Annotated in this window: 8 protein-coding genes; 4 read left to right on the top strand and 4 right to left on the bottom strand. The window is 71.3% G+C overall.

Annotated elements, in window-relative coordinates:
- Positions 1-2 precede the first annotated feature (2 nt).
- Genes VFZ09_RS20520 through VFZ09_RS20510 form a run of 3 tightly spaced genes read right to left on the bottom strand, consistent with a single transcriptional unit; the run spans position 3 to position 13,282 of the window.
- Positions 3-2,621 carry a MupA/Atu3671 family FMN-dependent luciferase-like monooxygenase gene (locus VFZ09_RS20520; RefSeq protein WP_329729314.1) on the bottom strand — a complete coding sequence of 873 codons (2,619 nt, stop codon included), beginning with the start codon at positions 2,619-2,621 and terminating at the stop codon, positions 3-5.
- Complete coding sequence (locus VFZ09_RS20515) at positions 2,618-6,592, bottom strand: amino acid adenylation domain-containing protein (RefSeq protein ID WP_329729313.1); 3,975 nt, start codon at positions 6,590-6,592, stop codon at positions 2,618-2,620. The genes VFZ09_RS20520 and VFZ09_RS20515 overlap by 4 nt, the downstream gene beginning before the upstream one ends.
- A gap of 24 nt (positions 6,593-6,616) precedes the next feature.
- On the bottom strand, positions 6,617-13,282 hold the full coding sequence (locus VFZ09_RS20510; RefSeq protein WP_329729312.1) for a type I polyketide synthase: 6,666 nt from the start codon (positions 13,280-13,282) through the stop codon (positions 6,617-6,619).
- A gap of 125 nt (positions 13,283-13,407) precedes the next feature.
- On the opposite strand from VFZ09_RS20510, the gene VFZ09_RS20505 reads away from it, so the two are divergent.
- The 4 genes from VFZ09_RS20505 to VFZ09_RS20490 all read left to right on the top strand — a co-directional run bounded on the left by VFZ09_RS20505 (position 13,408) and on the right by VFZ09_RS20490 (position 18,569).
- Positions 13,408-14,778, top strand: coding sequence for a cytochrome P450 (locus VFZ09_RS20505; RefSeq protein ID WP_329729311.1), 1,371 nt, complete (start codon positions 13,408-13,410; stop codon positions 14,776-14,778).
- 9 nt (positions 14,779-14,787) lie between these two features.
- Entirely contained in the window at positions 14,788-15,636 is an 849-nt protein-coding gene (locus VFZ09_RS20500; protein WP_329729310.1) for an MBL fold metallo-hydrolase, read from the top strand.
- A 195-nt stretch (positions 15,637-15,831) separates the two neighbouring features.
- A complete protein-coding gene (locus tag VFZ09_RS20495; RefSeq protein ID WP_329729309.1) occupies positions 15,832-16,821 on the top strand; it encodes a D-alanine--D-alanine ligase in 990 nt (329 codons plus the stop codon).
- A 230-nt stretch (positions 16,822-17,051) separates the two neighbouring features.
- A complete protein-coding gene (locus VFZ09_RS20490; RefSeq protein ID WP_329729308.1) occupies positions 17,052-18,569 on the top strand; it encodes a cellulose synthase family protein in 1,518 nt (505 codons plus the stop codon).
- A gap of 58 nt (positions 18,570-18,627) precedes the next feature.
- Here the strand turns inward: VFZ09_RS20490 and VFZ09_RS20485 are convergent, their stop codons facing one another.
- Positions 18,628-19,215: a hypothetical protein gene (locus VFZ09_RS20485; protein ID WP_329729307.1), complete on the bottom strand. Its 588-nt coding sequence runs from the start codon at positions 19,213-19,215 to the stop codon at positions 18,628-18,630.
- Between the last annotated feature and the right edge of the window lie 63 nt (positions 19,216-19,278).

Here is a 19,278-nt window from a genome sequence, read left to right as displayed (position 1 = left end):
TCTCAGTGGATCTCGAAAGTGACCGGGGGCTTCCCGGGGAGCCGTTCGTCCAGGTGCTCGGCCAGGACGCGGCGGGTGCGCAGGGCTTCGTCGTTGGCGAGCTCCTTCAGCTCCGCCAGGTACGTCAGGCCCTCGATGGCATGGGCCTCGGCGACGCCGAAGTCGATGAAGCACGCCAGCTCGTCCGCTCCCGCCTCCATCAGCCGGTCCACCATTGGCAGGCACGAGGTGGGCGTGCCAATCAGCGCGCTCATCCGGTAGTGCTGCTCGAAGGCGAACGTGGCCAGCGAGTCCAGCCACTTCGGATCATCGATGTCCATCTGGATGTCCAGGCTCCGCACGCGCATCTGCTGGAGCCGCAGGTGCGTGCGCAGGTAGTGCGTGAGCGGCCCTCGGACCCGGTCGAGCACCTCGCCGGACTCCCGCCCCACGAACGTGTGCAGCATCACCGACACCGTGCCCGCCGCCGGGTCATGTCCCGCTTTCGCCCGCGCCGCCCGGTAGAGGGCGATCTTCTCCCGAACCTCGTCCACCGGCTGCGAGGCCAGTGACGTCAGCACGTTCACGCCCAGCTCGCCCGCCTTCTCGAAGAGCTCCGGGTTGCCGGGGCAGGTGAGCCAGATGGGCAGCTCGGGCTGGACCGGCCGGGGGAAGGTGCGCAGCTGGACCTCGTTGCCCGCTCCGTCCCGCGTGGCCACGGCGCCTCCGCGCCAGAGCTCCCGCACCTGTTCCAGCGAGCGGAACAGCACTTCGCGCTTGCCCTCGAAGTGGTCCGGGGCCAGCGCGAAGTCGTTGGGCATCCAGCCGGACGTCACCGCCAGACCCACCCGGCCCTTCGACAGGTTGTCGATGACCGACCACTCCTCCGCCACCCGGAAGGGACTGTGCAGCGGCAGCACGACGCTGCCCGAGCGCAGGCCGATGCGCTCGGTGAGGGTGCTCAGCGCGGCGCTCAGCACCGAGGGGTTCGGGTAGAGCCCGCCGTGCTCGTCGAAGTGGCGCTCGGGCGTCCAGATGGCCGTGAAGCCGTTGCGGTCCGCGAACCGCGCTCCGTCGAGGTAGAGGCGGTACTTGTCGCTCGTGCCAGCGCCCTCGTTGGCGAAGAAGAAGAGGCCGAAGCCGGGTTTCTTCCGGGCTCCGGTGGCCGGACGCACGGGCTCCACGCGGGCCACCAGTGCGCCAGAGCCGGGCGTGCTCGCATCGGGAACCACGGACACCCTCGCCACCGCCGGGTGCCTCGCGAGTACGGCCTGGACCTCGGCCGCTCCGAAGCGGGTGCCCCCCGTGATGGCGCCCGCCACGCGGTTCTCCGGCATCTTCGGGGGCGGAGAGAGCGCGGAAGGCTCCTGCTCGGCCCGGAGCGCCAGCTCTTCCAGGAGCGTCCCGAGGTGCGCGGCGGCATGCGCCACCGCCGTGGAGGCGAGCTGTCCGGGGTCGTAGTGGAACCGCAGCTCCAGCCGGGGTCCCTGCTCGGCGTGGACGACGAGCGGAGCGGGGAGGGCCGTCATCTCCCGGGTGAGGCCGTGGAAGCCGAGGCTCCGGGCGAGGGGCCCCAGGGCTTCGTCCTCGGTGCCGGTGGTGAGGATGCTGTCGAAGAGCGGCAGGTCCTCCGGGGGGACCTCGAGCCAGCTCTGGAACTGGGAGGGCGCGAAGTAATCGGAGGCGTGCCGCTCGGCGTGCTCGGCCTGGAGGCCCCGGAGCCAGCGCAGCAGCGTGCCGCGTGAGGGCACCTGAATCCGCCGAGGAACGAGCGTGGAGAAGCGCCCCACCAGTGGACCGCCGCCGGTCAGTGCGGCCGGGAGCCCGTGTGTGAAGGTGCCGAAGAGCAGATCATCCCTCTGGCCCTGCTGCTGAAGGAGCACCGCCCAGGCGGCCTGGAGGAGCGTGGAGAGCTCCAACGTGTGCTGCCGCAGGAACGCCTGCACGTGGGCGGTGGCCGTGGGACTCAGGAGGAACCTCTGCATCAACCCCTCTCCCTCTGGGAGAGGGCCGGGGTGAGGGTCTTCCCGCCGTGTCACCCGCCAGGCCTCGGGAATCCGCGAGCACCGAGCACCCTGGAGCGGCTCCCGGGCCCGCCGTTCCGCTGCCTGTGCGTCCTGTTGCTCGAACCACGCCATGAAGTCGCGGTGGGGCCGGCTCTTGCCGAGCACCGGCTCACTCCCCTCACGGGCGGCGCGGTAGAGCAGGAACAGCTCGTGGAGGCACACCCGCGCCGAGTCCTCATCGAGCACGAGCGGGTGGTACGTGAGGACGACCGTGCCCATGCCGGGCGTGTCCCGCAGCACCGTGACGCGGAGCAGGGGAGCGTTCGCGGGATTCATGTCCCGCCGCCGGTCCTCCTCGAGGAACGCCGCGAGCGGGCCCGTCCGCTGCTCCAGGCGGGGCTCGACCTTCTCGCGCACCACCTGCACGGGCTCGTTCATGCCCTGGGCGAAGAAGGCGGTGCGCAGGGCGGTGTGGCGGACGAGCAACTGGCGCAGGGCGGACGCGAGGGCCGTCTCGTCCAGCCCGTGGCGGAAGCTCCAGTGAAGCTGGGCGGGACGGGCCTCGGACGCCGAGGCCCGGGAGAGGAGCTCCCGCTGCACGGGCGAGAGCCGGTAGACATCCTGGACGTTCTTCATGGGAGGGCGGCCTGCAGGTGGCGGGCGAGCTCGGCCACGAGGGGCTCGGTCATGATGGAGTAGTGGTCCCCCGGCATCTGGACGAGCTGGGGCGGCTGTTGCGTCAAGGTGTCCCAGCCTCCCATCGGTCCCGAGGCCGCCGCGAGCGCGCCGTCCTCCGGGCGGATGAGGAGAATGGGCGCGGGGTGGCCCCTGGTGGGCACGTACTCCTGGAAGGCGCGGGCATGGGCCCGGTAGACGCCGAAGCGCGCACGCAGCACCTCCGGGCCCACGCCGGGAGGCAGCGCACCCACGCTCCGGGCCCGCTCTCCCAGCAGGGCGAGCCGTGCCTCGGCATCGAGCGGCGCGAGCTCCTCGGCGGACAGCGTGAGCTCGTGTCCCGCGATGCGGCCCAGCTCCATCGCGAAGCCTGGCAGCAGCGTCGTGTCATCGAGTCGCGCGGGTCCGGCTCCGGGCTGGAGCCTGGGCACCCAGCTGTCGATGAGCACCACCTGCTCCACGCGCTGCCCCTGACGTAGCAGCTCACGCGCCATCTCGAAGACGACGAGGCCGCCCATGGACCAGCCCGCGAGGGAGTAGGGGCCCTCGGGTTGCACCTTGCGCAGGACCTCGAGGTAGGCCGATGCCATGGCCTGGAGCGAGGTGAAGGGCTCGCGGTGGCCATCGAGCCCCGGGGCCTCGAGCCCGTAGAGGGGCTGCTCCGTCCCCAGCCGCCGGGAGAGCGGCACGTAACAGAGCGCGCTGCCGCCAATGGGGTGCACACAGAAGAGGGGCCGCCGCTTGCCCTTCGTCTGGATGGGCACGAGCGGCGTCCAGTCCGTGCTGGCCGAGGGCTCCTGGCGCAGCAGCTCGGCGAGCCGCTCGACGGTGGGGTGCGTGAAGAGCACGGAGAGGGGCAGCGTGCGGCCCAGCCGCTTGGACACCTGGGACAGCAGGCTCATCGCGAGGATCGAGTGCCCGCCCAGCGCGAAGAAGCTCTGGTCGATGCCCACCGGCCGCACGTTCAACAGCTCCTCCCAGAGCTCGACGAGCCGCAGCTCCACGGCGTCACGCGGGGCCATGGGAGGCGTCTCGGGAGCGCCGGTACCCGCGGGCGCGGGCAGGGCCTTGCGGTCCACCTTGCCATTGGGAGACAGCGGCAGGACATCCAGCACCACCACCGCCGAGGGCACCATGTGCGTGGGCAGCCGCTCCGAGAGGAAGCCGCGCAGCACCTCGGGCTCCGGCGAGTGGCCCGCGCCCGGCACCACGTAGGCCACCAGCCGCCGGTCTCCCGGGACGTCCTCGCGCGCCACCACCACCGCCTCCTTCACGGTGGGGTGCTCCAGGAGATGGGATTCGATCTCCCCCGTCTCGATGCGGAAGCCGCGGATCTTCACCTGGTGGTCGGCGCGGCCGAGGAACTCGATGCGGCCATCCGGCAGGTAGCGGGCGATGTCGCCCGTGCGGTACATGCGCTCGCCCGGCTCGCGGCCGAAGGGATTGGGGAGGAAGCGCTCCGCGGTGAGCTCCGGCCGGTGGAGGTAGCCCACCGCGAGCCCGTCTCCGCCGATGTACAGCTCACCGGGCACGCCCATGGGCACGGGCTGGAGCTGCCCGTCCAGCAGGTACACCTGGGTGTTGGCGATGGGCCGGCCGATGGAGACGGTGCGCTCCACCTGTCCCGGCTCCTTCATCACGTAGCAGGTGGTGAAGGTGGCGCTCTCCGTGGGCCCGTAGCCGTTGATGACCAGGCCCCCGCGCGAGAGCCGCTCCCTCACCCGGCCCGGAGGAATCACGTCACCCCCGGCGAGCACCTGTCGCACGGAGTCCAGGGCCTCGGGGTGGTACGCCACCATCTGGTCGAAGAGGGGCGCCGTCAGCCACAGCGTCGTCACCGCGTAGCGCTTCAGCACTCCGCCCAGCTCCTCGAGCGAGTGCATGTGCGGAGGGCACACCGCGAGCTTCGCGCCGTGCAGCAGGCCGCCGAAGAGCTCGAAGGCCGAGGTGTCGAAGGAGATGGGCGACAGCAGGAGGAAGGTCTCCTGGGGCCCGGTCTCGAAGTAGCCGGTGTCCATGGCCATGCGCATCACTCCCCGGTGGGGCACGCACACGCCCTTGGGCCGTCCCGTCGAGCCCGAGGTGTACATGACGTACGCGAGGTCCATGGGGCCGGTGCCCACGGACGGCGGTGGCTCCGCGTGCAGTGCGGCGAGCGTCTCGCGGTCCTCGTCCATGAGCACCCGCCGCTCGCTCCCCGAGGGCAGCAGCTCCGCCAGGGAGCGCTGGGTGACGAGCACGGAGACGCGGGCCTGGTCCAGCATGAAGGCCAGTCGCTCGCGCGGGTAGGCCGGGTCCAGGGGCAGCCAGGCTCCGCCCGCCTTGAGGATGCCGAGCACGCCCACCACCGTCTCCGCCGAGCGCTCCAGGCACAGTCCGACGATGGCGCCCCGCCCCACGCCGAGCGAGCGCAGGTGCCACGCGAGCTGGTTGGCGCGCCGGTCCAGCTCCCGGTACGTCAGGCGTGCGTCTTCGGCTTCCACCGCCACGGCCTCGGGCGTCCGCGCCACCTGGGCCTCGAAGACCTCGTGCAGGCAGGCGTCGCGCGGGAAGGGCCGCGTGGTGTCGTTCCACTCCACCAGTAGATGGCGCCGCTCCTCCTCCGTCACCAGGGGCAGTTCGCACAGCCGCCGCTCCGGATGGGCGACCATGCCCTCCAGGAGCACGCGCAGGTGCCCGAGCATCCGGTCGACGGTGGCGGTGTCGAAGCGGCCCGTGTCGTGGACGAGCTGCAACTCCAGCGTCTCGGCCAGGTCCGCCATGAGCGTGAGGGGATGGCCCGTCCGGGGGTCCGCGTAGCCGATGCCATCCAGCGTTACCTTGCCTCCGGCGAAGGGGGGAAGCTTCGGCATCGGCCCGCTGTGGATGGCGATGACGCTCTGGAACAGCGGCTGTCCTCGCGGCACCTGCCCGAGCCCCTGCACCTCCACCAGCGAGAGCTGATCATGCCGGCGCGCGGCGAGCTGCTCCGCCTGGAGCTGCTTGAGCCACGGGACGAGCCGGGCCTCGGGGGGCACCGCCGTGCGCAGCACCAGCGTGTTGATGACGAGCCCCAGCATCGTCTCGGAGCCGGGGAGGGACGGAGAGCGGCTGGACGTCACGTTGCCGAAGGCCACGTCGCGCTCGCCGCTGTAGCGGGAGAGCAGCAGGGCCCAGGCCCCCTGCACGAGCGTGCCCGGCGTGAGCTGATGCTGGCGGGCGAGCGCCGCGACCCGCTCCATCGTGGTCACGGGCAGGCGGATGGTGCGGGCGGCATACGTCGCGTCCGCCTGGCTCGGCAGCTCGGCGCCCCGGTCCACCCAGAAGGGCGTGGGCGCGGTGAAGCCCTGGAGCGCCTGCCGCCAGTACTGCTCGGACTCGGCGCGGTCGCGCTTGGATTGCCAGGCAATGAAGTCCCGGAAGGGGCGCACCGGCTCCAGCTCCGGCTCGCGGCCCTGTGAGAGCGCGTCGTAGTGCTGGGCGAGCTCGCGCAGGCACAGCGGCAGCGACCACCCGTCGAGCAGCAGGTGGTGGTAGCTCCACAGGCACCGGTACAGCTCCGGCCCGAGCCGCAGCACGGCGAAGCGCATGAGCGGCGCCGCGGTGAGGGTGAAGCCCTTCTGGCGATCGGTGGCGAGCAGGGCGTTCCACTTCGCCTCCTGCTCGCGCTCCGGCAGGTCCTGCCAGTCCTGTTGCTCCCAGGGCACCTTCACCTCGCGGCGCACGGCCTGGATGGGTTCGGCGAGGCCCTCCCAGAAGAAGGCGGTGCGCAGCACGGCATGGCGCTCCACCATCCGTTGCAGGGACTGGCGCAACAGCGCGGCATCGAGCGGCCCGCGCCACAGCCAGTACACCTGCTCCACGTAGGTGCCTCCCCGGGGCGAGTAGAGACTGTGGAACAGCATGCCCTGCTGCATCGGCGAGAGCCGGTAGACATCATCGACGTTCTTCATGGCGTCCTCGGGGATGCGGTGCGGTCACTCGCCGGACTGGTCGGCCTGCTCGAGCAGCAGGGCGAGGGTGTCCATCTGGGCCTCGTCCAACCGGGCCAGGGGGAAGTCGGAGGCGGTGAGGGCGGCGCGGGTGTTCGGGTCCTCGGCGCACAGCGCGCGCAGCGCACCGAGCACGTCCGTGGCGAGCCGCTCCACGTCCGCGTCCCGGCAGGCGCCTTGCGCGTAGGTGCAGTGCAGGTGGAGCCGGCCACCGGACAGCGAGCCCTCGAGCACCAGCGCGTGGTCATCCGGTGGTCGCTGGCTGGAGAGCCCTTCCGGAAGCTCCTCGTCCGACAGCCGGAGCTCCACGTCGGCCTGGGGGCGAGCCCCGCCCGCGGGGAGCTGGCGGACCTGCTCCTTGATGGCCTTGAGGAGCGAGACCTCGTCAGCGCCCTCGGGCGTCTCGAGCCGCAGCGGCCAGCTCACGTCGAAGCAGCCCACGGTGCGCGAGCAGTCGATGCCCTCGAACGCGCCGCGCCCGTCACGGGTGAAGTCGACGAGGTGCGTGCGTCCCTTCGTCCATGCGGGGAGCGCCCGGGCCAGTCCCATGAGCAGGGCCTCGCCGAGGTCGGCGCGCCAGGCGCTCGTGAGCTTCTCCCGGAGCGCTCGCGTCTCCTCCACGGACAGGGACACCGTGTGCTCGCGCAGGGGTCCTCGCGCGGTGCGCTCCACGGGGAGGCGCGTGAGGTTGTCCCGGGACGGGGCCTCGGTGCTCCGGGAAGCGGCGGTCTCGGCCAGACGCTCCGCCCAGCGCTTGAAGGAGGCCGTCTTCGGGCGTGGGCTCTCGCCGTCCTTGCGCCGCAGGGCTTCCTTCAGGTCCTCGGACAGGATGCGCCACGAGGCCGTGTCGAGCACGAGCGCGTGGCCCGCCAGCAGGAGGCGGTCCTCTCGCCCCGGGCGGTGGGCGAGCGACGCCACCAGCAGCGTTCCCTGATTCGGGTCGAGCCGCGTCTGGAGGTTCGTCTCGTCACCCCCCATCAGGAGCGGCACGGCCGTGCCCGGGGGCATGCCCTCCTGCTTCCAGCCCGAGTCCTCGCGGACGAAGCGGTGGCGGAGCGCATCGTGCTGCGTGAGCACCTCCGCGAGCGCCTTCTCCAGGCGGGGAATCTCGATGCTCCCCGGAAGGTCGAGCCCCAGCACCCGGCTCGCTCCGGCGGGCGGCGGCGGGTCCTCTCCGAGGAGGCGGTGCTGCGCGGGAGTGAGGGGCACGGGGCCCACCACGGGACCCTGGAGCGTCAGCATTCCCTCCAGCACCCGGGCGAGCTGCGCGATGGTCGAGCTCTGGAAGAACTGCTCCGGGTTGAGCTGGAGCCCCTGCCGGCTGCCCCGGGCCATGATCTGGATGGCCATGACGGAGTCGCCGCCGAGCTCGAAGAAGTCATCGTGGACGCCGATGCCCTCGATGCCCAGCACCTCCTGCCACGCCGCGGCGAGCTTCTGCTCCAGCTCGTTGCGAGGCGCCTCGTAAGCCGTCTTGAGGCCCGGCCGGGGCTGGAGCCCGCTGCTCTCCGTGCGTGAACCGCCCACGGCCTCGGCGATGCGCTCGCGGACGACCTCGTCGGTGCGCTCCTGGGTGGCCCGCAGATCCCTCACCGAGACCACCACCTGCGGCATCACCCGCGCCGCCAGCAGCCGCTCGAGCGCGGCCACGCCTTCGTGCGGGAGGATTTCCTGCCGCTCGCCCTCGGGCCGCCCCGTGCCGGACACGGGCTCCTGCTCCGAGGTGGCCAGTGCCCGCAGTTCCGCGGCGGGGTCGTTCACCCGCTTCTGCGTCAGCCGCTCCACCTCGGCGACCACGTGGCCTTGCTCGTCCATGAGCACGGCCTCGAAGACGAGCGTCTCGCCATCGGAGCCCGCCTGCTCCAGGAAGCGCGCGTGGGCGTGGATGCGCCGCGGAATGGGCCCGAGGAAGCGCAGGCGTCCGTAGCCGAACGGCAGGTAGAAGCCGTGCTCGGCGAGGAAGCTCTTCGCCATGCCGGAGGTCCGGTCCATGAGCGAGGGGTGGAAGTGCATCCGCTCGAAGTCGGCGGAGAACTCCGGCTGGAGCTCCAGGGTGACGAGCAGCTCGCCCTGGCCCACGTGGAGCTGGCGGACGCTGCGCCACCGGGGCCCGAGGTCCTCCTCGTACTCGGCCTCGAAGGAGGCGGGCGTGTGGCCGCACCGGCGGCGGATGGCGTCCACGTCGAGCACCCGCGGCTCCGGAGCCTGGATGAACCGGGCGTGACCGGTGGCATGCGCGGTGGCCTTGCCGGAGCCGTCCTTCGGCTGCGAGCGCGCGACCCAGCGGTAGTCCTCGCCCTCCTTGTCGATGACGAGCCGGACCTCGCGCGTCTCGCCGTCCGGTACGCGCAGCGGGAAGAGGAAGAAGGTGTCCACCAGCTCGAGCGTCCTGCCTTGGGCCCTCTCCGCGAGCGCGGCGCGGACCAGCTCGAACCAGGCGACGCCGGGGACGGTGGGGACGCCGACGATGCGGTGCTCGTCCACGACCCAGCGCGAGGGGCCATTGCCGATGTCGCTGGCGAAGACGAGGCGCTCCGGCGTGTCCACGAGGCAGCGGTGGAGGAGGGGATGGTCGAGCACGCGGACCGGCTCGTCCTCGCGGGAGCCCTTGCGCGCGGCCATGCCCACCTCGTCCCAGGCGCCCCAGTTCACCGCCACCGCGTGGATGCCGGTGCGCGCGTGCCAGGAGCGCAGGAAGGCATCCAGGAAGGTGTTGGCCGCCGTGTAGTCCACCTGCCCGAGCCGGCCGACGACGGAGGACAGCGAGGAGCAGGCCACGAGGAAGTCGGGCTGGAGGCCCTCGATGGCGGCCGCGAGCACCTGCGTGCCCTTCACCTTGGGGGCCAGCACGGCGGCGGCGGCCTCGGGCGTCTTGAGCTGGATGAGGCCTCCGCCCGGAACGCCCGCCGCGTGGATGACGCCATGGAGCGCACCGAAACGCTCCCGGGCCGCCGCGACGGCGCCGCGCATCGCCTCCAGAGCGGTGACGTCCGCGCGGCACACGAGCACCTCCGCGCCCAGCTCCTCGAGCCGCTGGACGGCGCGGATCCTCCGGCGCGTCTCCTCCTGGCCGGGAGCGTCCAGGAGCCGGGGCCACTCCTCGCGCGGAGGGAGCCCGGTGCGGCTGGTGAGCACGAGCCGGGCCTTCACCTTGGAGGCGAGCGCCTCGGCGAGCGAGAGCCCCATGCCGCCGAAGCCACCGGTGATGAGGTAGACGCCACGCTCGCGCAGGGGCGGTGTTCCCGCGTCGATGCGGAGCGGCTCGAAGTCCTGCACCCACCGGCGGTTGTTGCGCCAGGCGACCACCGGCGCCTCGGAATCGGAGGAGGCCTCCGCCGCCAGCAACCCGGCGAGCCGAGCGAAGTGGAGGCTGTCCGCGGGAGGCAGCGAGACGTCCACGCTCCGGCAGCGGAGGCTGGGGTATTCGCGGGGGATGACGCGGACGGGGCCGAGCACCGTGGCCTGCTCGGGCCACACGAGATCTCCCCCGGTGACCTCCTGCATGCCGTTGGTCACGGTCATCAGGTGCACCGGGCGCTCCAGGCCCTGGCTCCCGAGCGCCTGGGCCAGCATCAACAGGCCGTGGAAGGAGCGGGAGAGCACGTCCTCGGAGGAGACGCCGGTGGCCTCGGGCGTGAGGCCGAAGAGGTGGAGGATGCGCTCGGGGGCGCGACCCTCGGTGCGCAGCTCCGAGAGCAGGGCGGCATGGGCCTCGCGAGTGGGGGCCAGCTCGAAGGTGTCCGCGCCCGTGCGCCGGAAGGCACGTCCCAGCTGGGCCTCGACGACCTCCGCGCCCTGTTTCCGCAGGTGTTCGGCGATGCGCGCACCGAGCCCGGCTCCATCCTTGAGCAGCAGCCAGGCCGTGGGCTTCGCGCCCGCCGTGGGCTTCGGAGTGGCCGGGGGCACCGACTCCTTCCAGACCGGGAGGTAGAACCAGCTCGACAGGTCCGTGCGCTTCTCGAGCGAACCCACCGGAGCGGAGTGAGAGGCGCGGAGCTCGACCCAGTGGCGCTGGCGCTCGAAGGGGTAGGTGGGCAGCGGCACGCGCTGGCGCTTCTCCGCGGAGAAGAGACCCGGAGCGGCCACGCCGTGCAGCCAGAGCTGGCCCACGGTGCGCAGCAGGTGCTCCACGTCCGAGGTGCGCTGCTCATCGGGAGCCGGCAGGCAGCTGAGCACCGCCGTGTCCGGCTTCTTGCGCGGGTGCCACCGAGCGAGCGTGCGCAGCGCACGCCCCGGACCCACCTCGAGCAGGAGGGCCTTGTCCTCCTTCAGCAGCTCATCCAGTCCATCGGCGAAGCGCACGGGACGGCGCAGGTGCTCGGCCCAGTAGCCCGGGTCCATGGCCTGCTCGGCGGAGAGCCACGTGCCCGTGGTGCCGGACAGGAAGCGGAGCGTGGGCGCATTCCGCTTCACCCGTGCCACGGCCTCGCGGAAGGGGGCCACGGCGGAGTCCACCCGGGCGCAGTGGAAGGCATGGGACGTATGCAGCCGCCGGCACGTCACCGCGCGCTCCGAGAGCCGCCGCTCCAGCGCGTCGATGGCCTCAATGGCGCCCGCGGCGACGCACGAGGACGGGCCATTCACCGCGGCGATCTCCAACCCGGCGCCGAGCAGCGGCAACAGCTCGTGCTCGGGGAGCTGGACGGAGAGCATGGCGCCCGGAGGACACGCCTGCAGCAGGCGGCCCCGGAGCGCGACGAGGTCCAGCGCGTCCTCCAGCGAGAACACACCAGCGAGGCACGCGGCGACGAGCTCGCCCACGCTGTGCCCGATCATCGCGTCCGGCCGCAGGCCCCACGACTCGAGCAGCTTCGCCAGCGCGTACTCGACGGCGAAGAGGGCCGGTTGGGCGAGGGCGGTCTGCTCCAGCCGCTTCGCCGCGTGGGCGTCGTTCCGGTCCGCGGGGAAGAGCACCGGGCGCAGGTCCAGGTCATGGCGCCGGCGCAGGGAGTCGAGGCAGCGGTCCAGCGTCTCGCGGAAGACGGGCTCGGAGACGTGGAGGTCCGCGGCCATCCCCAGATGCTGGGAGCCCTGGCCGGGGAACATGAACACCAGCGAGCGGCGGACGGGCTCCTGCACGCGGGAGAGGACCTGTCCAGGATGGAGGCTCTCGAGCGCCGCGATGGCATCCGAGGCGTCACGGCACACCACGAACCGGCGGTGGTCGAAGGTCCGCCGGCCCACGGCGAGCGTGTACGCCACGTCCGCGAGCGACAGGCCGGGGTTCTGCTTCAGGTGCCAGGCGAGCCGGGCGGTCATGGCCTCCAGGGCCACGTCCGAGCGGGCCGACAACTGGAGGAGCTGGAAGGGACGCGAGGGCGCGGGAGCCGCATGCGCCGGAGCCTCCTCGAGGACCACGTGTGCGTTGGTGCCGCCGAGGCCGAAGGCGCTCACACCGGCGCGCCGGGGGGAGGGCGCATCCCAGTCACGCAGGCGCGCGTTGACGTAGAAGGGGCTGGAGTCGAGGCCGAGCTCCGGGTTGGGAGCCTCGAAGTGGAGGCTGGGCGGGAGGCGCCGGTGCTGGAGCGCGAGGGTGGTCTTGATGAGCCCGGCGACACCAGCGGCGGTGTCCAGGTGGCCGAGGTTGGTCTTCACCGAGCCGAGCGCGCAGAAGCCCTGGCGCTGGGTGTGGTGGCGGAAGGCCTGGGTGAGCGCCTGGACCTCGATGGGATCGCCAATCGGCGTGCCCGTGCCATGGGCCTCGACATAGGAGATGGAGTCGGGAGACACGCCCGCGAGGGCCTGGGCCATGGAGATGACCTCGGCCTGGCCCTCGACGCTCGGGGCGGTGTAGCCGACCTTGGAGGCGCCATCGTTGTTGAGGGCGCCGCCGCGGATGACGGCGTGGATGGTGTCGCCATCGGCGAGCGCGTCCGCGAGCCGCTTGAGCAGCACCACGCCCGCGCCGCTGCTGGGGACGGTGCCTTGCGCCCTGGCATCGAAGGCGCGGCAGTGTCCGTCCGGAGAGCCGATGCCTCGCTCGTTGTAGAGGTAGCCGGTGCGCTGGGGGAGGGGGAGCGAGACGCCACCGGCCAGCGCCATGTCGCACTGGTGGCTGAGCAGCGACTGGCAGGCGAGCACCACGGAGACGAGCGACGTGGAGCACGCGGTCTGCACGGAGATGCTCGGGCCCTTGAGGTCGAGCTTGTACGCGGTGCGCGTGGCCAGGTGGTCGTTCTTGTTGTGGAGGATGGCCTGGAACGCGTTCGCCGTGCCCACCAGCCGTCCGGCGGGGGCGAGGTGGTGGAGCAGGTAGCTGTTGGCTCCGGCGCCAGCGAAGACGCCGATGGGGCCCGCGTAGGCCGCGGGGTCATACCCGGCGCGCTCGAAGGCTTCCCAGGCGCACTCCAGGAACACGCGCTGCTGCGGGTCGGTGAGCTCGGCCTCGCGCGGGGAGAAGCCGAAGAAGCGCGCGTCGAAGCGCTCGATGCCCTCCAGCACGCCCCGCGCCTTCACGTAGCGTGAATCGCCCAGCTCCGCCGGGTCGATGGCGGCGCGCTCCAGCTCCGCGTCGGAGAAGAAGGAGATGGATTCGATGCCTTCCTGGAGGTTGTGCCAGAACTGCTCCACCGTGGGGGCGCCGGGGAAACGGCAGGCCATGCCGACGATGGCGATTCCTTCGACTTCCAGGGGCTGCTGCTCGGTGCTCATGCCGCTTCTTGTAGCATCCGCTTATCGGGTAAATCCCGTGGAAATGAACATGACATCACCTTCAACTTTGAATGGCGCGGCGTGTTAAGCCGCGCGGCGCGTACGCGCGGAGGGAGACGCACGTGATGACGGGAACGCGAGAGGCCCCGGGGCCGAAGGGGCACTGGTTCTGGGGGAGTCTGCGTGAGCGGCGCGGCGAGTCCCTCGGGTTCCTCGTGCGGATGCACCGCGAGTACGGCGACGTGGTGCAGTGGAGGATGGGGCCGGTGAACCGGGTGGTGTCGCTGGTGAACCCGGAGCACGTGAAGCACGTGCTCGTGGAGAACGTGGGCCGGTACTGGAAGGGCTTCGGGGGGCAGCGGCTGAGCACCATGCTGGGCAACGGCCTGCTGACGAGCGAGGGCCCCTTCTGGATGAGGCAGCGGCGGCTCGCGCAGCCCGCCTTCCACCGCGAGCGGTTGATGCGGATGGTGGGGATGATGGCGGAGGAGGTGGAGCGCATGGTGGAGCGGTGGACCGCGCGGCCCGACACCTCCGCGCCGGTGGAGATGGCGGACGAGATGGCGAGGACGACGCTCTCCATCGCGAGCCGGGCGCTCTTCTCCACGCAGGTGCTGGGCGAGGCGGACCGTGTCCTGCCCTCGCTGACGGTGGGGCAGCAGGTGGTGAACGCGCGGGTGCTCTCGCTGCTGCCGCTGCCGCTCTCCCTGCCCACGCCGGCCAACCGGGCGTTCCTCCGGGCGCGCCAGACGCTCGACTCGGTCATCTTCGGCATCATCGCGCGGCGCCGCCGGGGGGAGACGGAGGGGCAGGACTTGCTGGCGATGCTGATGGAGGCGCAGGACGCGGAGACGGGCGAGCGGATGACGGACGCGCAGCTGCGCGACGAGCTGATGACGCTCTTCATCGCGGGCTACGAGACGACGGCCAACACGCTGACGTGGACGTGGTACCTGCTGTCCCAGCATCCCGAGGTGGAGGAGCGGGCGCGCGACGAGGTGGCCCGGGTGCTCGGAGAGCGCGAGGCGGAGCCCGAGGACATTCCGAAGCTGCGCTACCTCGCGCAGGTGCTCGAGGAGAGCATGCGCCTGTATCCACCGGCCTGGGTCATCGTGCGGCAGGCGCGGGAGGACGACGTGCTGGATGGCATCCGCATCCCGGCGGATCCGCGCCTCATGGTGGCCGTGTCACCGTATGTGATTCACCGCCAGCCCCGGTTCTGGCCGGAGCCGGAGCGGTTCGATCCGGAGCGCTTCTCCCCCGAGCGCGTGGCGGAGCGGCCGAAGCTCGTGTACCTGCCATTCGGCGCGGGCCAGCGCCACTGCATCGGCAGCCACTTCGCGATGATGGAGATGGTGCTGGTGCTCGCGGGGGTGTTGCGGCGCTTCCGGCCGAGGCTGGTGCCCGGGCGGATTGTCGAGCTGGAGCCACTGGTGGCGCTCCGGCCCAAGGGCGGGCTGCCCATGTTGCTGGAGCCCGCGCGGGCCACCGGTTAGCCTCGCGGGATGCTCACCGAGGTCAGCGCGGGGCCCTATACGGTTCGAGGCATTTCGGTCGGCGGCGTGTACACGTCGCTGCAGGTGCCGGAGCTTGGCGTGGTGCTCGACGCCGGAGTGCCCATCCGTTCCTTCGCGGGCACGGACCGCATCTTCCTGAGCCACGGCCACTCGGACCATGCGAGCGCGCTCGGCTCGCTGCTCGGCATCCGCACGCTCATCGGCAAGGGGCCGCCGCAGGTGTTCCTGCCCGCGGAGATCGAAGCGCCCGTGCGCGAGGCGCTCGCGGTGCAGGGCCGGCTGCACCGGACCGAGACCGACATCGAGACCGTGCCGATGCACCCGGGGGACACGCATCACCTGGGGCACGGGCTGTGGGTGCGCGCCTTCCGCACGCATCACATGGTGCCCTCGCTCTGCTACCAGTTCTACCGCCGCGTCTCGAAGCTCAAGCCCGAGTACCAGGGCCTGCCCCCGGCGGAGATCGGCCGGCGGCGCCAGGCGGGTGAGCCCCTCTTCGACGAGGTGGACCGTCTCGAGCTGGCCTATGCCACCGACACGCTCTCGCACGTGCTGGAGACCGCGCCCTCGCTGCTCGACTGCCGGGTGCTCATCCTGGAGTGCACGTTCATCGACGCGAAGCGCACGGTGCAGGACGCGCAGGAGCGGCTGCACATCCACCTGGATGAGATTCTCGCGCGGGCGGAGGATTTCAAGAACGAGGCCCTGGTGCTGATGCACTTCAGCCAGGCCTACAGCCCCGACGAGGTGCACGCCGTGATTCAGGCGCGTGCTCCCGAGAGCCTGCGCGACAAGCTGCGCGTCTTCGCCCCCACGTCGGGACGCTGGTTCGGGTGAACAGCGGAGAGGAGCGTGGTCCGAGGGCCACGGCGTGGTCTTCCGGACACGCTCGCTCCGTGTGTGTTCCCGCTCTCCGTGTCTCGAAGTGCCCGGGAAGACGGCACTTTCGAGCAGCCGGGCGAGCACGCGGGCACGCACGGGCCGCTGGCATCCCGTGTGCTCTAGTCCCTGGACAAGGAGGAATCCAAGGTCATGGGCAAGCGCGTCGGTGTTCTGATGGGGGGTTGGGGCGAGGAGCGGGAGATTTCGTTGAAGACGGGTGAGGCGGTGGTGGCGGCCCTCGAGTCCCGCGGCCACACGGTGAGCCGCATCTTCGCCGGCCCCGGGCTGGACCGCGCGCTGCGCTCGGCCGAGCTCGACGTGGCCTTCCTCGCGCTCCACGGCCGCATGGGCGAGGACGGCAAGGTGCAGGGCCTCCTGGAGCTGATGGGGCTGCCGTACACGGGCTCGGGCGTGCTGGCCTCCGCGCTCGCCATGAACAAGCCCATGGCCAAGAAGCTCTTCCGCCTGCACAACCTCCCCACGCCCATGGGCTACCGCCTCGGCCGCGCCGACATTTCGCGCGCCCTGGAGATTCACGGCGACCTCGGCTTCCCCTGCGTGGTGAAGCCCGCGTGTGGTGGCTCCTCGGTGGGCCTCTCCGTGGTGCGCGAGCCCGAGGCGCTCGCCGCCGCCGTGGCCCAGGCCTGCCGCTTCGGCGGCGAGGCCCTCGTGGAGCGCATGGCGCGCGGCCGCGAGGTGACGGTGGGCATCCTCGGCGAGGAGGTGCTCGGCACTTGTGAGATCGCCACCCCGCGCGAGGGCTTCGACTACGACGCCAAGTACAAGGGCGGCTCGCGCTACTTCCTCCCCGCGCGCCTGTCCCCCACGCGCGTGGCCAACGTGGAGGCGCTCGCGCTCGCCGCCTACCGCGCCCTGGGCTGCCGCGGCTACGGCCGGGTGGATCTCATCTGCTCGGAGGATGAGAATGACGTCATCCTCGAGGTGAACACGCTGCCCGGCATGACGCCCGTCAGCCTGCTGCCGAAGATTGCGGCCCAAAAGGGGCTCGACTTCCCCGCGCTGGTGGAGCACATCCTGTCGCTCGCCACGCGCGACGAGGTGGACGTGTCCGAGGCGCCGCTGGCCCCGGAACCGCCCTCCGCGGCGCCCGTCGCGGTGGCCCAGCGCGCCGCCAGTTGAGGCCTCTCCGCGGGGGCTGCTTCGGACAACCATTTGACAGTCACCTGACGCGTCCCTATTGTCCGGCGCTCGTTATGACCCGGTAAAGACAAACCCTTGTCTTTCCGGGCACATACGTGGCGGGGGGCCCCGAGGGACCGAGTGCGGCGGTCTGCGAGGGTCGGTCTTTCAAACTCCGCCGAGCAGGGTAAGGACCGCGGCGACTTCACCCGCGGGAGGGGCCAGGTCAGATGACCACCGTCGAGATCATCTTCTTGGGCGTGTACTTCAGCGTCCTGTGCGTGCTGGCGGTCTACGGATCGCACCGCTACCGGATGGCGTATCTGTACTACCGCCACAAGTTCCGCCTGCCCACGCCCAAGGGCGTGTTGCCGGCCATGCCGCGGGTCACCATCCAGCTGCCCATCTTCAACGAGATGTACGTGGTGGAGCGCCTGGTGGAGTCGGTGTGCCGCATCGACTACCCGCGCGAGCTGCTGGAGATCCAGGTGCTGGACGACTCCACGGACGAGACGTGCGGCATCGCCCGCGCGTGCGTGGAGCGCCACCGGCAGAAGGGCCACGACATCGTCTACATCCACCGCGAGAACCGCTCGGGCTTCAAGGCGGGCGCGCTGGAGAACGGCCTGAAGACGGCCACGGGCGAGTACATCGCGGTGTTCGACGCGGACTTCGTGCCCAGCCCGGACTTCCTGCTGCGCACGGTGCCCTTCTTCGCCGACGCCAAGGTGGGCATGGTGCAGGTGCGCTGGGGCCACCTCAACCGTGAGTTCTCCATCCTCACGCAGGCCCAGAGCATCTTCCTGGACGGCCACTTCATCATCGAGCACACCGCGCGCAACCGCGCCGGCTGCTTCTTCAACTTCAACGGCACGGCCGGCATCTGGCGGCGCGTGACCATCTCCGACGCGGGCGGCTGGCAGCACGACACGCTCACCGAGGACCTGGACCTGAGCTACCGCGCCCAGGTGAAGGGCTGGCAGTTCGTCTTCCTGCCCGAGGTCATCTCCCCGGCCGAGCTGCCGGTGGACATGAACGCCTTCAAGAGCCAGCAGCACCGCTGGGCCAAGGGCTCCATCCAGACGGCGCGCAAGCTGCTGCCGATGATCCTCAAGAGCGACCTGCCCTTCGCCGTGAAGCGCGAGGCCTTCTTCCACCTCACCAACAACATGGCCTACCTGTTGATGGTGCTGCTCAGCGCGCTCATGCCGCTGTCCATGGTGGTGCGCTTCCAGCACGGCCTGTACGGCACGCTCTTCCTGGACCTGCCCTTCTTCATCAGCGCCACCGCCAGCGTCTGCGTCTTCTACGTGGCCGCCCAGCGCGAGCAGGGCGCCAAGGGCTGGGACCGCTTCAAGTACCTGCCCTTCATCATGAGCCTGGGCATCGGCATGGCCATCAGCAACGCCAAGGCCGTGATCGAGGCGCTCCTGGGCCAGCAGTCCGCCTTCGCTCGTACCCCGAAGACCGGCGCCGAGGGCAAGAAGGTCACCGCCATCAAGAAGAGCTACCGCGGCAGCAAGACCCTGCTGCCGCTCATCGAGCTCGGCTTCGCCACCTACTTCATGGGTGCGCTCTGGTTCGCCATCGACAAGCGCATCTGGGGCTCGGTGCCCTTCATCTTCCTGTTCCTCGCCGGCTTCCTGTACGTCGGCCTCTCCAGCCTCCTGGAGGGCCGCCTGAAGGTCTCCGAGTCCGCTCCCGCGCCCGTCGCGGTGTCCGAGGAGCAGACGCGCCGCGCCGCGTAGTGGGAACCGGGGTGGGGAAGACCCTCACCCCGACCCTCTCCCAGGGGGAGAGGGAGTTTCAGCGCCCGGACGTTCCTCCGTCTCCGGCCGTGGTCCCCGCGTCCGGGACGCCCGCGTCCACCCCGCCCGCGTCGGGGACTCCCGCATCGGGTGTGCTCCTCAGCAGCCGCTGCTCCTTCCACACCGGCTGCGGACCGCTGGGCGCCGGGCGGCAGTCCTCGTCGATGGCCGTGGACGCGATGGAGCGCAGCGTCAGGCCCTTCTCGTCACACACCACGGCTCGCGTCGGGAAGCGCACCGGGCAGGCCACGCCCCCGGTGGTGAACGTGGTGGAGCGCGTCTCGCCCACGAAGCCGTCCGGCGTGCGGTTCAGCACGATGCTCACCGTGGTGCCCCCATCCGTGTGGGTCTCCGCGCCCGGCCGGGTGCGCGCCAGTGTCAGCGTCAACTTGCTCCCGTCATCCTCGCCCAGGTAGCGGAACGCGGGGTTCTCCGCGTGGTGGTACTCGCCTGCCTGGTTCTTCTCGCACCCGGGGGGCACCTGGATGGGGGGCGCCGCCGGGGGCGGGGCGGGGGTCCGGGCCGGGCAGGCCGTGAGGGCGGCCGCGAGGCCACCCGCTGCGATCCATTGAATCTTTCGGGACATGGGGGCGGATCTTCCCCCAACCCGCCCCCGGGGTGGACTCCTGTTTGACCCCTTTGTCGTGAC

Source organism: Archangium sp. (assembly GCF_036277355.1).
GTDB lineage: Bacteria > Myxococcota > Myxococcia > Myxococcales > Myxococcaceae > Archangium.
The sequence above is the reverse complement of the archived record's forward strand: the minus strand, read 5'-3'. Positions and strand labels throughout refer to the sequence as shown.

What these genes read in the sequence shown, in the direction of transcription:
- VFZ09_RS20520 (WP_329729314.1), bottom strand. Translation starts at nt 2,621, where the DNA reads ATGAAGAACGTCCAGGATGTCTACCGGCTCTCGCCCGTGCAGCGGGAG.
- VFZ09_RS20515 (WP_329729313.1), bottom strand. Translation starts at nt 6,592, where the DNA reads ATGAAGAACGTCGATGATGTCTACCGGCTCTCGCCGATGCAGCAGGGC.
- VFZ09_RS20510 (WP_329729312.1), bottom strand. Translation starts at nt 13,282, where the DNA reads ATGAGCACCGAGCAGCAGCCCCTGGAAGTCGAAGGAATCGCCATCGTC.
- VFZ09_RS20505 (WP_329729311.1), top strand. Translation starts at nt 13,408, where the DNA reads ATGACGGGAACGCGAGAGGCCCCGGGGCCGAAGGGGCACTGGTTCTGG.
- VFZ09_RS20500 (WP_329729310.1), top strand. Translation starts at nt 14,788, where the DNA reads ATGCTCACCGAGGTCAGCGCGGGGCCCTATACGGTTCGAGGCATTTCG.
- VFZ09_RS20495 (WP_329729309.1), top strand. Translation starts at nt 15,832, where the DNA reads ATGGGCAAGCGCGTCGGTGTTCTGATGGGGGGTTGGGGCGAGGAGCGG.
- VFZ09_RS20490 (WP_329729308.1), top strand. Translation starts at nt 17,052, where the DNA reads ATGACCACCGTCGAGATCATCTTCTTGGGCGTGTACTTCAGCGTCCTG.
- VFZ09_RS20485 (WP_329729307.1), bottom strand. Translation starts at nt 19,215, where the DNA reads ATGTCCCGAAAGATTCAATGGATCGCAGCGGGTGGCCTCGCGGCCGCC.